This is a genomic window from Desulfovibrio desulfuricans (assembly GCF_004801255.1).
Lineage (GTDB): Bacteria > Desulfobacterota > Desulfovibrionia > Desulfovibrionales > Desulfovibrionaceae > Desulfovibrio > Desulfovibrio desulfuricans_C.
In genome coordinates, this window is the sequence record NZ_CP036295.1 from 1688822 (window position 1) to 1704595 (window position 15774).

Genomic DNA, 15774 nt, shown 5'->3' on the forward strand with positions numbered 1-15774 from the left:
GAACGCCTGTCGAGGCCCACTCTGCAGCGCAACGTTTTTTTGATCTGTCGTTACATGTCGCTGCCGCAGGGGCATGAGGCATCCCCTTGCCCAAGAGAGCGCTGCATAAGCATGATGTCTACCCATTGTCCCAGCTTGAATCCCACGCTGCGCAGTGCGCCCATGCGCTCAAACCCCAGGCTGGCGTGCAGGGCAATGGAGCCAGTGTTGCCGCTGTGCCCCACTACCGCCACCATCTGCCGCCAGGGGCCCTGCCCGCAGCGGGCAATAAGGGCCTGCAGCAAGGCGCGCCCTACACCGCGCCCATGGCAGCGCGCATTATATAGATGGAATCTTCAAGGCAGTAGCGAAAGGCGGACCGCGAGCCATAAAGGCCAGCATAGCAATAGCCTATCACTGCGCCCCCCTGCCTCGCCACCAGATACGGCAACCCAAGAGCAAGCACGGCCTCGCGCCGACGGGCCATTTCGGCCACATCCGGGGGCAGCTCTTCAAAGGTGCCCAGCCCCTGCAGCACATACGGGGCATAGATGGCCTGCACTGCGGGCATGTCCCCAGGCTGGGCGTCGTCCACAATAACCTGCGGGCAACGCCCAGCTCCATCAGACTGAATTGGCAACTCCATTGCTCTGTTCCTGTCGGACGGACAAAAGACCCGGCCTACCAGCCGTTGAGATGAATCTTGTCCTTGCTGAAGCGGTCTGCTTCGGCAAAGGGTTGCGCCGGATGCCCCATGACCACAAGGCCAAGCATGTTGATCTGTGCCGGAACCTTGAGCAGGTCGCGTATTGGCTCAACGCGGTCTTCAAAGGGGTACATGCCGCACCAGACCGTGCCAAGATTGAGCCCGCGAGCGGCAATCAGCATGTTTTCAAGGGCCGCGCTGCAATCCTGCTGCCAGTAACCGGGGGCTTTGGCCTCTGCGGGGTTGGCGCAAACAACAATAACGACCTGAGCATCCGCCGCCATCTTGGCATAGGGATGGCGCTCGGCAATAGAGGCCAGCAGGGCCGTGTCGCGCACCACCACAAAATGCCATGGCTGTTTATTGTGGGCGCTGGGGGCGCACATGGCGGCCTTGAGCACAAGCTGCAAATCGTCATCGCTCACAGGCTCGGCAGTAAACTTGCGGATACTGCGGCGAGTAAACAGGGCTTCAAAAACGTCCATCAGCATCTTCTCCTCTATTGTCAAAATATAGAAATATCAGTGCGTTGCTGGCACAATCCAAGCCAGCTGCGCTGCCAATTTATAGGGCAGCATGCCATAACCGACGATAAAACAAAAGACTACTCTGGCTTAGTTGTGCACAAATCACACTACACTACTGCAAACATATCTGCAAAATCTATTAATATATCTGTAATTCATCATATTTCATTCATGATAATATTTCAATAAAAGCAATCTAAGTATACATAATGATACTATGTAACAAAATTGTGCGTACTTGCATATCTGTAATGCTTGCCTATATTCATGCAAATCACTTTCTCAAAGGAGCTATTTATGATCATCGAAAGTAATGTGGCAGAAAATGAAACCGTAGTTCAGGTAGCGAAACAAATGGCTGTTGCAGCCAGAACAGCACCAAAAACAAGGGGGATTGACAGTATTGTGATAAAAATTATGACTGGTGATGCGGTTCAGCAACTAGCGACGCAGATGGCTGAGCTTGGGAAGGATATGGATGAACAGTTTCGCGCAAGAAACATGCGCGACGCACAAAGTATAAAAAATTCGCACGCTGTTGTCCTTATTGGAACACAATCAAAACCGCGGGGGGTAACATCATGCGGATTTTGCGGTTTTACAGATTGCAGGGAATCGCAGCAGAAAGGTGGGCATTGCGCTTTTGACGACATTGATCTGGGCATTGCGCTGGGAAGCGCTGTTTCCATTGCGGCAGATAACCGCGTTGATAACAGGATAATGTTTTCTATAGGCAAGACTGCCAAGATTCTGAGGCTACTTGGTGACGGAGTAACGAAAATACTTGGCATTCCCTTGTCGGCAACAGGAAAAAACAAATACTTTGACCTTGGGGCCTTCCACAAGTTTTAACAGCCCCTGCCCCACAAACGCTGCTGTCCCCACAGCCATGTCTCAAACGGGTCATTCCGCAGCATCAACCCCACTTGTGTTTGAGGCATGGCCAGGGGCAGCAACAGGCGAGGGCGGGCGATCACCAGCACAGTTCGGCTGCGAAGAAAAGCAACTGCGCGCCCAATCTGACAATGAACCCAGCACAGGTAACAGGCTTTTGCCAGCATCCGTCAACGAATACTCCACCTTGGGCATTCCCTGAGAAAAAACCTTGCGGCTCACAAGCCCATCCGTTTCCAGCTCTCTGAGCTGCAGGGTGAGCATCCGCTGGGTTATCTTGGGGAGTTTTCTTTTCAGCTCGTTAAACCGCAGAGCGCTGACACCCAGATACCAGATAATAAGGCATTTCCACTTTCCACCGATCACGGACAGCGTAAACTCCATAGAACACTGATAAGAAACACCTTTATACTCAACCATGCCACTGCCCCTATAATTTGCAGACCAGTCAGGGACAACATGCAGCATGTCCCCTTACACTGGCGGATAATCAGGGTTTTTCATGAAAAACTGACCCGCCTCAACCTGGTACAGGCTGAAACGGGTCAGATATATTCTACCAAGATGTCAGGCCGTTAGCCAGCCATCTATCACATCTGGCGGCTAGCTCATGTCCCAGTTTGGGTACATGGTCCAGATGCCGCAGGGGCAGATGCCCGAGCAGATGCCGCAACCGATGCAGCGGGCGGGGTCAGAAACATACTCAAACCCGCCGCCAGTGGTTTCCTTACGGTCAATGGCCTTTTCGGGGCACGACTTGAGGCACATCTTGCAGTCGCGGCACGTGCCGCAGCTTACGCAGCGTGAGAACTCATCCTGCGGCGAGGGCAGGTCGCGCTCGTGGCACTTGGCAAAGTAGGCCGTGTGCAGCCGGGTAGAAGGCACAAGCTGCTTCTTTTCGGGGGCGTAGGTTTCGCCCTTGACCCAGGCGTCGGCGGCAAAGGCCGCGTCCCGGCCCGTGCCGATGGCGTGCACCAGCAGGCCAGGCTTGATAACGTCGCCCACCGCAAACACGCCGTCCATGATGCTGAGATCGGCCTTGGGCACGATCCATTCGCGGAACTTTTCCAGCCCTTCCGGCAGGAAGGAAAGGTCAGGCGATTCACCAATGGTGATGATGACCATCTTGCCGGGAATAAGCGTGCCTTCCTGACTGATGATGCCGTGGTCGGTTACTTCCTTGGTCTGCACGGGCCAGACAAGCTTGCCGCCAAGGGCTTCCACATGTTCGATCTCGTGGGCAAAGGCGGCGGGTTTCTGCACGTCTATGCAGGTCACCTGCTTGGCGCCCATGGCGTATGCGCCCACGGCGGCGTCCATACCCGCGTTGCCGCAGCCGATAACAATCACGCTGTCAGGCACGGCGGGCTTTTCGCCCTTGTTGATAGCCTTCAAAAAGTCAATACCGGCCACGATCTTTTCGTGCCCCGGCCAGGGGAAGATGCGCGGCACATGACCACCGGTGGCGACCACCACGGCGGCGTGCTTTTTGCGCAGCTCCGCAAACTTTTGGGCGTCCACATGGCAGTTGTTGACAAAGGTCACGCCCATGTCCTCAATGCGCTTGAGTTCCTTGCGCAGCAAGTCATGGTTGAGGCGCGCACGCGGTATAACCTGCTCAAGCTTGCCGCCCATGACGGAATCAGCTTCGTACACGGTCACATCGTGGCCCATGCGGGCCAGCTGCCAGGCAGCCGTAAGGCCGCCCACGCCGCCGCCGATAACGCCAATATGCTTGCCGGTGCGGGTCTTGGGCTTTGCTACCTTGATGTCGGCAGAACAGGAGCCAAGCTTGCCGATCTGCACAGGGCTGTCGAGGTCGGTACGCGTGCAGCTTTGCATGCAGGGGTTGGGGCACACGCTGCCGCAGACAGAACCAGGAAACGGCGTGTAATCCAGCACCATGTGGTAGGCCTCGTCCACATTGCCTTCACGCAGAAGGTTAAGTCTGCGCTGGGTGGGGATGGAGGCCGGGCAATTGAATTCGCAGGGCGCGGCAAAGGCGGCGTTTTGCCACATGGGCACACGCAGGCGATAATCGCCACGCGCCACCAGCCCGTTGACCATAAAGTCGTCGGGCGCAACGTCGCTGAAGATGCCGCTGGGTATCCACTCTTTGCCGCGGAACTGACCAAGGCTCACAACTTCCTTCTGGCCACGTTCCTCAAACGGCAGAGGAGTGATTTTGCGCCACTGGCTCCAGTCGCACAGTTCGTTGCGCAGGCTGGGCTGGTCAATGGCCATCAAAAAGTCATCAAGGCCGGAATCGATCCAGGCGATGTCTTCTTCATCCAGTTCGTTAACGCGTACGTCAGTGGGCAACTGCCCTATCGAACCGCGAAAGTACACCGCGCCGCCCACCATGCCCACGCACGGGCGTTCGCCCATGACAGAAGCAAGGCCCTGACAGTCGTGTCCGCAGACAACGGCCTTGCCGCCGCCCATAAACTCAAAGGAAAAGCTGCCCACGGTCTTGAGCACCCACAGTTCCGGGGCGTCATAAAGGGGGTCGTGCTTCATGAGCGAGCCTGTGCGCGTGCCTGCGCGGCCGCCCACATACACGGTACCCGCCGCAGCGCAATGGGCCGCAGTGTCGCCCGCGTCTCCGCGCACAACAATGCGCCCGCCCGCGTTCAGCCAGCCCACGTCCGCCGAGGCGGAGCCTTCAACCAGTATCTCGGTATTGGGCAGGCACATGGAGCCCACCCGCTGACCGGGGTTTTTCACCTTGAAGGTGAGCTTTTTGCCTTCTCTGTTCCAAAGGGGGCCGCCAATATCGTGCTGGCCCGATGCCTCAATATAAAAGTCAGTCTCGCCCTTCTCCACCGCGGCTTCAATAGCCAGCAGCAGGTCCTGGGTGGACATGCGATTGTGTTCGTCTACCGTGCTAACGCGCAGCATGTTCTGCTCCTCGCCAATGTCTAACAGGCGTACTGGATATCCAGCTTGTCGGCCACAGCCTTGTCCGTGGTAACCAGGGCGTCGGAACGCCCAACCGGCAGGGAGCTGTTGCCCACAGGGGCCAGCAGCTTGCGCAGTTCGGAGTCAAAGGCCAGCATGTAGTCCACAATGTTCTGTGCGCCCCTGTCCACATCAAGCCTTTTGACCAGACGGGGATCCTGGGTGCATATGCCCGTGGGACATTTGCCGGTATTGCAGGAATTGCAGCGGCCATGTTCATTACCGACGCAGCCCAGCAGCTGAATAAGAATCTTGCCGATGATAACGCCGTTGGCGCCCAGGCAAATCATCTTGAAGGCATCCGCTGCCGCGTTGCCGGTCAGGCCGATGCCGCCGCCGACCCAAAGGGGAATCTGCCCCTGCAGGCCATGGGCCACAGCCGCCATGTAGCAGTCACGCAGCTTGGAAACAATGGGATGCCCCGTATGCTCGAGCGAAACCTCGTTGGCCGCGCCGGTGCCGCCCTGGATGCCGTCCATGAAGAACCCGCCGCAGATCTTGTAGGGGTCGCGCAGCAGGTTGTTGTACACAGACACCGAGGTCGCCGACGCTGCGCACTTGATGGCGACCGGCACGCGGAAGCCAAAGGCGGCGTTGAGCGAAAGGTGCATCTTCTGCACCGACTCTTCAATGGAGTACAGCCCCTGATGGTTCGGCGGCGAATGCAGGGTCGCCTTGGGTACGCCGCGGATGGCCTGAATGTGCGGGGCCACCTTGGCGGCGGGCAACAGGCCTCCGTCGCCGGGCTTTGCGCCCTGACCGATTTTGATCAGCACGCCCGCCGGGTCGGTTTTCATGCGGGGCATGGCCTTGATGATGCGGTTCCAGCCAAAGTGGCCGGAGGCGATCTGCAAGATCATGTACTTGAGCTGTTCAGACTCCAGCAGCTTGATGGGCATGCCGCCCTCGCCCGAGCACATGCGCACGGGCATGCCGCACTTTTCGTTAAGATAGGCGGCAGCAAGGGCAATGGCCTCCCACGCGCGGGTGGAGAGCGCGCCAATGCTCATGTCGCTGAAGATGGCGGGGTAAATCCAGTGCACAGGCGGCGTACGGTCGGTCAGCACGAGGCTGTCGCCGTCAACACGCAGGGGCAGCTCCTTGGCAAGCATAACGCGGCCAAGGGGCGAACGGATGTCAAAGGTATGGCGCTCGGAATCCAGCGCGGGGTCTGTCATCTGGCTGATGCGGCCCACAAAGATGGAATCGAGCGTACGCGGAGGGTTCAGGTTGGTGCGCCCGCCCCGTTTGACCGGGCCATGGTGGCGCGCCAGCAAGGGAAACCGCGTATCCTGGTTGCGCACAGGCTTGATAGCCGAGTTGGGGCATATTTTTTCGCACATGCCGCAGCCGACGCAGGCGTTGGGAATGCTGGCCTTTTGCATGATGACCGGCCGCGCGGAGTGCTCCTGCGTCGGGTCGGGAAAGGCCTTGCGCGAAAGCGTGATACTGCGGCGCATCATGCCCACTTCAATGGCGCCGAATGTACACGCCGCCACGCACGAGCCGCACATGGTGCACAAATCGGGGCGGTATTCTATCTTCCAGCGCAGGTCGTTAATGCTAACGTCCTGAGTTCTTACTGATTCCATCTCTGCACCGCCAGGTCGTTGTCAATAACAACCATCTCCCGCTCGTTGGGGTAGATGTCTTTGGAAAGGTCGCGTTCAGGCATGATGGCGTTCAGACCGCACACCTCGGAGGCGATGGCCACCATGTCCGAGGTGCCGCCCACAACAACGGGCCGCAGCTTTTTTGAGTCGCAGCAGGTAATCATCTTGCCGTCGGGCAGAAGGCCGATGATGGTGTTGGGGCCGTTGATCTCAAGATGCGCAAGCGATTCACGTATAAGGTTCAGCACCTTGCGGTCGGCGCGCTTTTCGACCTCCACAAAGGGCAGAGGCGTGATGACGTGCTTGTAATATTTGATGGGCCAGCGCAACTCATGCAGCACGTAGTGCAGCGTGTACAAAAAGTTTTGCGAGTCGGATTCAAACCCCACATACCCTCTGTGCAACGACTTCTGAAACTCTTTGTTCTTGGTAAAAAACGTGTTTTCACCGTTGGCGCACACGGTGTACCCCTGCAAAAAGAAGGGATGCGCGGCATAACGCACGATGGCGTAGTTGGTGTTTTGGCGGCACTGGGTCACAATATTGCGTGCAGTCAGGCGGCCATCGTTGTTCCATAGTCGAAAATAGACAGCTATGTCGGCAGGATCGCCAATTTCTTTAAGGGTCAGCACATCAGGCCAAAAGGAATAGACAAAGCCATTCTGCTTCTCGGCCAACAAAGCCCTCAGCTCAAGACGCGTGTCCAGCAGCAGGTCTTCGCGTTCTTTCTGACTACGCGTGCGGTATTCCTCGGGGTAGTCGTAGTTGCGAAAGACATAACGGGGCATGGCATTGATCTTTAGATCTGGGCGCTTGTCCACTTCGGGGACCCATTGAGCCACCTGAACAAAAGCCCTTTCTTCCATGTAATCATTGACCAGCTGCACGCCCTCGGGGGTGCAGGCCAATGAAAGCAGGGGCTTGTCCTTGTAGTGGCTGAACACGCCTTCCAGATCCTGCATAACCATTGCAAAACCTGAATTGTCATGCCCTTCCTGCTGTGGCAGCATAAGATTGAGCGCCATAGAGGGGGGCACAGGCGTCTTGCTCTTGATGGAACCAATTCTGCACATAGCTGATAACCTCAGGAAAATGCGTCAGTTGAAGACCAGCCCGCAAACAAGGCTACAACGACGCGATGAACCCTCTTGGGGGGTGCAAAGTTGACAGACCTTTTGGCTTTGTCGGAAGACGTGGCCAAAACGCACCACAGGCGAAGCATAAGACTGCCAAACGACAGCCTCTGCGCTCCAACCGGCGGGCCCACACTGGCGGTTGCGTTCGGCCTCTGGCGCAGGGGGGAAATTGAGTTTGCTACAAACCCTTGCGATGGGCAAGAATAAAATGGGTTGAATCTGTAAAAAATTCGGCAGCATCGGCATAGTGCAGAAAACAGTAGTGAATAAAATTTTTATCTGTAAAAACAGATGTTTTTATTTTATCGTCGCAATATGTACACTTTTTTTTACAAAATTGACATATTGTCATAACAAAATATTGGCATTGTCCGATATTTTATTTAAAATCAGTGCAGTATCTCAAATAAAGAAAAACAGTTACCGGCGCTACAGTCGCGTTCACAATAGATTAAGTCAATAGCTATGCGAGGTTAAAGATGAATGTCAGGATGTGGCTTGTTACCATTTGCTGTGGTTTTGTCGTGGGCATGGCAACCCTTTTTTTCACAAACTCGCACATGACCACACTTGTTTTTACTGAAGTAACAATCCCCCAACTTTCCGATGCGTTACACTCAAAATATGAGTATGGCCTTAAAAGCGTCGTTGACGTGGCGACGCAGGACATTACGGACAGGCTGAAGGGCGTCAACGACCCCAAGGAACAGTACGCGCTCATTGAAAAGTACACCGACTATCAGCGTTTTTTCCCCAATGACGAGGGGTACTTCTTTACCTACAAAATCGACGGCACGCGCATAAACGTGCCCACCAACAAATCTCAAAACGGCAAAAATGTCATTGATCTCAAAGACACTGACGGCGTTTTCTTTATTCGCGAGCTTATCGAAACCGCCAAAAAAGGCGGCGGTTTTGTATCTTACCGTTTTGACAAGCCGGGCGCTGGCGTGCAGCCCAAGCTGGCCTATACGCGCATAATCCCCGGTACTGACGTCATCATCGGCACCGGCGTGTACATTGACAGCGTAGAGGCCGAACGCGCGCGTATCGCCAACCTTGTTTCAGAAAAAAACAATCATTACGATCATCTTGAAATGCTCATCTGCGCGGGCATTCTTGCCGCCATTTTGTGCTTTGTCTGGGTTGTGGCCCGCATTATCTGCCGGCCGCTGCACCAGATCACCGTTGAGGCAGAAACCATCGCCAAGGGCGAAGAAGCCGTACGGCCCAAGCTCAAGGCAAGCTGTCCGCTCGAAATACGCAGGCTCAACGGCGCTCTTGGCATCATGATTCAAAACCTGCACGGGCGCATTAAAGAAGCAGCCGACAAATCCCGTCAGGCTGACGAGGCCCTGAACAAGGCCAAAGTAGCGCAGGCCGCTGCGGAAGAAGCCTCCGCGAGGGCAGAATCGGCCCGCAAGGAAGGCATGCTGGCGGCAGCAAAACAGCTGGAATCCATCGCTCAGGCGCTCTCCTCCGCCTCTGCCGAGCTTTCGCTCCAGATCAAGCGCTCGGACCAAGGCGCGGAGGAATCGTCCAAGCGCCTCGCTGGCGCGGCGACCGCCATGAACGAGATGAACGCCACCGTGCAGGACGTTGCCCGCAACGCCGGTCTGGCTTCGGGCGCGTCGCTTGAAACGCGCGACAAGGCCCTTGCCGGTGCAAAGGTCGTGCAGGATGCCGTAAACAGCATCAACGACGTGCAGCAGCATTCGCTGTCGCTCAAGGAAGACATGACCCGGCTGAGCGAGCACGCGCAGGCCATTAACCAGATAATGGGCGTTATTTCCGACATTGCCGACCAGACCAACCTGCTTGCGCTCAACGCCGCGATCGAAGCGGCCCGCGCCGGCGATGCAGGCCGGGGCTTTGCCGTTGTGGCAGACGAGGTACGCAAGCTGGCCGAAAAAACCATGATTTCGACCAGCGACGTGGCCAAGGCCATTCAGGCCATTCAGGACAGCACCGCCAAGAGCATGACGGGGGTGGAAAATGCGGTGAATTCCATCGGCGTTGCCACCGAGCTTGCCGGGCAATCGGGCGAAGCGCTGCGGGGCATTGTGGAGGTCGTCACCGCTACGGCTGATCAGGTCAACGCCATTGCCGCCGCCAGCGAAGAGCAGTCGGCAGCCAGCGAAGAGATCAATCGCAGCATTGTTGAAGTCAACGAGGTGTCGCAGCTTACGGCCGAAGCCATGAATCAGGCCTCCTCCGCCGTTGCCGACCTCACCGAGCAGGCCAAAAAACTTGCAGCGCTTATTGAAGAGTTGCAAAAGAGCTAGCCGCGCCACTACGCGGCCCTCGTACATGTAATGGGCAGTACCCGGTTTGTGCCAGTGCGCGGACCGGGTACTTTTTTATGCGGCCCGCAGTCATCCCTTTTGCCGCAATACAAGCCAGATGCGTCTTGCATTTTGGTGCGCATAAGGCCAGATTTGAGCACTATGCAGTTTACGGCAGCCCCGCGCGCGGGCAGGTGCTGTATCCGCAACAATTTGTCCGGCCTGTCTCATGGGAAACCTCTATGAAAAACCGTATCCTCATCCTGGTGGTAATGCTCTTGTGTGCTTGCGCCCGACCCATCTCACAGCATGAATCATCCACTGACACCCTTGCTGCCACCAAGTACGGCGAGGTGCAGGGCTTTGTTGCCTCTGGCGTAAAAACGTGGCTGGGCATCCCCTATGCCGCGCCGCCCGTGGGCGAGCTGCGCTTTCGCCGCAACCAGCCGCCGCAACCGTGGCAGGGCGTAAAAAAATGCGTGGCCTTTGGCAACAAGCCCATCCAGTACATGAACATGTTTGGGCTTGAGCGGTCGCGGCTTCCTGCCAGCGAGGACTGCCTGTACCTCAACGTATGGACGCCGCAGACCGCTGGCAGAGACGCCAATCTGCCCGTATTTGTATGGATATACGGCGGCGCGTACCACATGGGCGAGGGCAGCGACCCCATGTACGACGGCGCTTCCTTTGCCAGAGACGGGGTGGTCTTTGTCAATTTCAACTATCGGGTGGGGCCGCTGGGTTTTTACGATTTTTCCATGTACGGCAGCCGGTTTGAATCAAACTGCGGCGTGTCCGACCAGATCGCGGCCCTGCGCTGGGTGCGCGACAACATCGCCGCGTTTGGCGGCGACCCAAACAACGTGACCATAGCTGGCGAATCCGCCGGGGGCACGGGCGTGTACAACATGCTGGCCTCGCCCGCCGCCAGGGGCCTGTTCCAAAAGGCCATTGCCGAAAGCGGCGTCACCGGAAATACCGAATCCCGCCGCATGGTCGAGATGAACAATGCCATCTTTTTTGAAAAACTGGGCGTCAACCCGCGCACCGACATAAACAAACTGCTGGATATGCCCGCGCAGGACATGCTTGCTGCAGCCGCATATACCCTCAAGGAGGGGCCGCGCCGCCATCCCGGCATATTCATGCCCGGCCCGGTCAAGGATGATCTGCTGCCCCTGCACCCATGGGAGGCCATGGCGCAGGGCAATGCCAGGGGGGTCAACGTCATCCTTGGCACAAACCGCAACGAAGGCACGCTGTTTGCCCTGCTGGGCCTGCTGCCCAAAGACTGGGGGCAGGTGGAAAAAATGCTGCGCGACAATGGCACTGCCGACAGTATCCCCGCTGTGACGGATCTTTACGCGGCGGAAAACGGCACAAAAAAAATGACCTCTCTGGCGGGCGACCGCGCATTTGTGGTCGATATGGTCAAAAGCGCAGATGCGCAAAGCGTCTTTGGCAATACCTATGTGTACCGCTTTGACTACGCGCCTCTGCTGCCAGGCCTGCTGGCGCTGGGCGCCGCCCATTCTGCGGAAATTTCCACGGCTCTCGCCACCAACGATCACCCTTTCTGGCTGCTCACGCCCGCGGCGCGGCGCAAGGAGCTTACGCAGGCCATGCACGGCGCATGGCTGAACTTTGTCAAGACAGGCAATCCCAACGGCCCCGGCGTTTCGCCGGCATGGCCGCAATATGATCCGGAGCGGCGGCTCACCTACATCTTTGACCAGAGCAATTCGGTAGAAGCCAACCCGCACAACAGGGTCTATGAAGTGTGGAAGGATATTCAACTGTACCAGTAGGTTGAATCATCCGCACGTTGACACTCCCGGTGAGGATTCTTACCCTCCACGCGACAAAACAACTATACGACGTTCATACGCCGAAGGTCAGGAGAAACACATGCAAGATGCAAACAGCCAGACCGGCGCTGATTTTTCGCCGGATGTTGACAGCATACCAGCAGACAGCGCCCTTGAAGAGCTTGAAGAACGCCGCTACCTCATAGGCGGCCAGCTGCGCCGCTGGACCGGCCCCATGCGCACGGTTTTTTCGCCGCTGTACGTCAACGGCCAGCAGCGCGTCATCGGCTCGTGCCCGGAGCTGACCGAGGCGGAATCCCTGGAGGCCGTGGAAGCTGTAAGCGCCGCGTGGGACAATGGCCGTGGCGCATGGCCCACCATGAGGGTTGAAGACCGCATAGCCCATGTTGAGGAGTTTGCCCGCCGCATGATGGACGTGCGCGATCAGGTGGTGCGCCTGATGGTCTGGGAAATCTGCAAGCCGCTTAATGACTGCCGTGCCGAATTTGACCGCACCATCGACTATATCCGCGCCACTGTGGACGCCCTTAAAGACCTGGACCGCGCCTCGTCGCGCTTTGCCATCGAAAGCGGCATCTACGCCCAGATACGCCGCGCGCCCCTTGGGCCGGTGCTGTGCATGGGGCCGTACAACTACCCCCTCAACGAAACCTTTACCACGCTTATTCCCGCGCTGATCATGGGCAACCCGGTCATCGTCAAGACGCCGCGCATCGGCAAGCTGCTGTACGCGCCGCTGCTTGAAGCCTTTGCCGAGTGCTTCCCCGCCGGCGTGGTGAACATACTCTTTGGCGACAGGCGCGTGGCTATTCCCGCGCTGGAATCGGGCCGCATCAGCGTGCTGGCGTTTATTGGCTCAAGCAAGGCCGCAGATGCGTTGCGCCGTCACCACCCCCTGCCCCACCGGCTGCGCTGCGTGCTTGGGCTGGACGCCAAAAATGCCGGTATCGTGCTGCCCTGCGCCGATATGGATTTGACCGTCTCCGAGGCGGTAACCGGGGCGCTGAGTTTTAACGGCCAGCGCTGCACCGCGCTCAAGATTTTTTATGTGCACGCCTCGCGCACCGAGGAGTTTCTGGCAAAATTCAGCCAGGCCATTGCCGCCCTGCCCATGGGCCTGCCGTGGAAACCGGGCGTCAAGATCACCCCGCTGCCGGTTCCCGGCAAGGTGGACGAACTGCGCGGTCTGGTGGACGAGGCCGTTGCCAAGGGAGCGCGCATAGCCAACCCGCGCGGCGGCACCTACGACCGCACGCTGTATTACCCCACCCTCATGGCGGGCATCACCGCCGACATGCGCCTGCATACAGAAGAGCAGTTTGCACCGGTTGTGCCTGTGGTTTCCTACACCGATGTTGCCGAAGCCGCAGCGGCCGTCATTGCCTCGCCCTTTGGCCAGCAGGCCAGCATATTCGGCACCGACCCCGATGCCGTGGCCTCGCTCATCGACCCCATGGTCAATCAGGTGTGCCGCGTCAATATCAACAGCCAGTGCCAGCGCGGGCCGGATACCTTCCCCTTTACCGGCCGCAAAGACTCCGCCGAAGGCACGCTCTCGGTCAGCGACGCGCTGCGGGCCTTCTCCATCCGCACGCTGGTGGCGGCCAAGGGATCCGCCCCCAACAAACAGCTGATTTCAGACATCGTGCGCTACCGCAAATCCAACTTCCTTTCCACGGATTTTCTATTCTAGGCTGTGAAATTGCTGGATAACACAAGGCTAAAGTAAAGCTTGAAGGGCCGCGCAAGCGGCCCTTCATGGCATGCAGCCCCCGCCAGGCGCGGTCATGCAACGTAAAACTTGTAGGTCTGCAAGACTCTTTCCGATCTGTTCCAGATATTCATGGGCCAGCAACGGCAAGCGCAACAACTCAGAAGGAATTGATGTTATATAAAAGTATTAAATAGAAAAAATGGAATTCATATGTGAGGTATGGAATGAAAAACATTTTTTTGATTGGTGGCACAATGGGCGTTGGAAAAACTACTACGTGCCAGATTTTAAAGAAGAAATTGAACAATAGTGTTTTTCTTGATGGAGATTGGTGCTGGGATATGCATCCATTTCAAGTTACTGAAGAAACAAAGCAGATGGTCATGGAAAACATCTGCTTTGTTCTGAATAATTACATTAAATGCTCTGCTTATGAAAATATTATATTCTGCTGGGTTATGCATGAGCAAAAAATTATCGACAATATTCTTTCACACCTTGATACTACACGATGCAATATACATATTATATCTTTAATTTGCGATAAATATGAGTTAAAAAAAAGAATAATAGACGACATAAATAACGGAATACGAACTGAAGATGCAGTCAACATGAGCATTGATCGCATCAATTTGTATGCAAAACTTAATACCTATAAAGTAGATGTGTCTAACATTACACCAGAAGAAGCAGCAATTCTTGTCTTAAATAATTGTTGAAATTTTACACAACGATTAATGTCTAACTGCAATATCATTCTTCACTATTCACAGATGTCCTGTCTGCTTATGAAAGATGACGGTAACTTTCTTTTACTCATTGCAAACTACTATCTTCTTTCCCGCCTTTTCAAATGACATTGTGCTCTCCGGCGGCAATGCTATTTCCATGGCAACATTGCTCAACCGCATAATATCATTACACCCCACTCCGTAACACCGCGTACCAATAGGCAGGCTTCCGCCTTCTCCCACAATCAGACAGGCCGAGTGCCACACGGCTGGTAGGGGAGCTCCACAGGCCCATATTCCCCGGTTAATTGAGGGATAGTCGTTAAAATACCCACGCCATGCAAGGTGCCGTAGCCCTATTCCGGCGGCCTTGAAAAGCTGAACGGCCCACGCGCGGCAAATTCACCTGGCACGCGGCAATAGTGGGTGTTTACCCGGCCATCTGTAAAGTGGTGCAGCAAAAAGGCCGGGGCCTCGTCGGTAAAGGCATCGCCGCCGGTGGGGCAAAAGTCGGGCACTATATGCATGCACACCGGCGGCGCAGTGAGCGCCGCAACTCCATGCCACACGGTAAACATATACCTGTGCAGATGCCCGCAGCAAAGGCGCACGTTGGAGAATTTTTGCAATATGCGGCCAAGCTCGCCCGCGTTTTCGTAGGGCTCGTCCATCACGCCCAGGGCTGTGGCAAAGGGCGGATGGTGCGTAAACACCAGCGTGGGTCTCTCCGGCTGCGCTGCCAGCGTAGCTTCAAGCCATGCCGCCACTGGCGCGTCAAAATGGCCGGAATGCGAACCGGGGCGGGTTCCGTCAAAAAATACCAGCCGAAGCGGATACTCTTCGACCGTATAGCACAGATACGGCGCAACAGCTGGGTCTGCGGGGCAAAACCGGGCAAGCCCGGCCATGAAGTTTTCACGTCTGTCATGGTTGCCGGGTATGGTGTAAACGGGCATTGCAAGCGTGCCCAGCGCTGCGGCCGCAAGCTCATACCCGCCAGTCTGCCCGTTAACCGATATATCGCCGCTCACCACAACGCAGTCAGGCTTTTGCGGCAAGGCGGCCAGATGCGCCACGGTCTTTTCGAGCAGCAGCGCGCCATCGGCGACATTGAATGCCAGCCCGCGCCCGGCCGCCACATGCAGGTCAGATATTTGCGCTACAAACATGCCAGCCCTCCAGCTTGCTATAATTGATTATTTTTAATCACCCCACACGCTTGTGGTCAAGCCTGCCTTGTAACAAAACTGTAACATATTCGACGGCAACGTAATAATCTGTAATGCTAGTCTTCTTGCCACAGAACGCAATTAGTGGTAATTAATCTCAAATTTATACCAGAATTTGGCGATGCGGATTTGTGTCGCCAAGATTTTCCGCCTGGCTTTTTCCGTCA

13 protein-coding genes are annotated in these 15774 nt (G+C 56.3%); 5 read left to right on the plus strand and 8 right to left on the minus strand.

The genetic code is table 11. From position 1 onward, the window contains the following. Positions 1-50: 50 nt before the first annotated feature. Genes DDIC_RS13870 through DDIC_RS07035 form a run of 3 tightly spaced genes read right to left on the minus strand, consistent with a single transcriptional unit; the run spans position 51 to position 1170 of the window. Complete coding sequence (locus DDIC_RS13870) at positions 51-284, minus strand: GNAT family N-acetyltransferase (protein WP_211088856.1); 234 nt, start codon at positions 282-284, stop codon at positions 51-53. Between the two features lie 8 nt (positions 285-292). Beyond that, entirely contained in the window at positions 293-625 is a 333-nt protein-coding gene (locus DDIC_RS13875) for a GNAT family N-acetyltransferase (RefSeq protein ID WP_211088857.1), read from the minus strand. Positions 626-660: 35 nt separating this feature from the next. Next, the gene (locus tag DDIC_RS07035) at positions 661-1170 is read right to left on the minus strand and encodes a nitroreductase family protein (protein ID WP_136399782.1); all 510 of its coding nucleotides are present in this window, start codon (positions 1168-1170) and stop codon (positions 661-663) included. A gap of 339 nt (positions 1171-1509) precedes the next feature. Between DDIC_RS07035 and DDIC_RS07040 the strand changes: the two genes are divergently transcribed. Next, entirely contained in the window at positions 1510-2064 is a 555-nt protein-coding gene (locus DDIC_RS07040; RefSeq protein WP_136399783.1) for a ferredoxin domain-containing protein, read from the plus strand. A gap of 51 nt (positions 2065-2115) precedes the next feature. Here DDIC_RS07040 and DDIC_RS07045 read toward each other — a convergent pair whose 3' ends face one another. The 4 genes from DDIC_RS07045 to DDIC_RS07060 all read right to left on the minus strand — a co-directional run bounded on the left by DDIC_RS07045 (position 2116) and on the right by DDIC_RS07060 (position 7753). Further along, complete coding sequence (locus DDIC_RS07045; RefSeq protein WP_136399784.1) at positions 2116-2526, minus strand: winged helix-turn-helix transcriptional regulator; 411 nt, start codon at positions 2524-2526, stop codon at positions 2116-2118. Between the two features lie 183 nt (positions 2527-2709). Further along, positions 2710-5007: an FAD-dependent oxidoreductase gene (locus DDIC_RS07050; protein ID WP_136399785.1), complete on the minus strand. Its 2298-nt coding sequence runs from the start codon at positions 5005-5007 to the stop codon at positions 2710-2712. Between the two features lie 20 nt (positions 5008-5027). Beyond that, a complete protein-coding gene (locus DDIC_RS07055) occupies positions 5028-6659 on the minus strand; it encodes a glutamate synthase-related protein (RefSeq protein ID WP_136399786.1) in 1632 nt (543 codons plus the stop codon). Then, complete coding sequence (locus DDIC_RS07060) at positions 6647-7753, minus strand: glutamate synthase (protein ID WP_136399787.1); 1107 nt, start codon at positions 7751-7753, stop codon at positions 6647-6649. The genes DDIC_RS07055 and DDIC_RS07060 overlap by 13 nt, the downstream gene beginning before the upstream one ends. Before the next feature lie 623 nt (positions 7754-8376). On the opposite strand from DDIC_RS07060, the gene DDIC_RS07065 reads away from it, so the two are divergent. The 4 genes from DDIC_RS07065 (at position 8377) to DDIC_RS07080 (ending at position 14366) form a co-directional block, all read left to right on the plus strand. Further along, positions 8377-10101: a methyl-accepting chemotaxis protein gene (locus DDIC_RS07065; RefSeq protein ID WP_247647409.1), complete on the plus strand. Its 1725-nt coding sequence runs from the start codon at positions 8377-8379 to the stop codon at positions 10099-10101. A gap of 242 nt (positions 10102-10343) precedes the next feature. Further along, on the plus strand, positions 10344-11909 hold the full coding sequence (locus tag DDIC_RS07070; protein ID WP_211088858.1) for a carboxylesterase/lipase family protein: 1566 nt from the start codon (positions 10344-10346) through the stop codon (positions 11907-11909). Positions 11910-12009: 100 nt separating this feature from the next. Further along, positions 12010-13623: an aldehyde dehydrogenase family protein gene (locus DDIC_RS07075; RefSeq protein WP_136399789.1), complete on the plus strand. Its 1614-nt coding sequence runs from the start codon at positions 12010-12012 to the stop codon at positions 13621-13623. A gap of 245 nt (positions 13624-13868) precedes the next feature. Beyond that, positions 13869-14366 carry an AAA family ATPase gene (locus DDIC_RS07080; protein ID WP_136399790.1) on the plus strand — a complete coding sequence of 166 codons (498 nt, stop codon included), beginning with the start codon at positions 13869-13871 and terminating at the stop codon, positions 14364-14366. Positions 14367-14734: 368 nt separating this feature from the next. Here DDIC_RS07080 and DDIC_RS07085 read toward each other — a convergent pair whose 3' ends face one another. Beyond that, positions 14735-15547, minus strand: coding sequence for a phosphodiesterase (locus tag DDIC_RS07085; RefSeq protein ID WP_136399791.1), 813 nt, complete (start codon positions 15545-15547; stop codon positions 14735-14737). Positions 15548-15774: the final 227 nt, after the last annotated feature.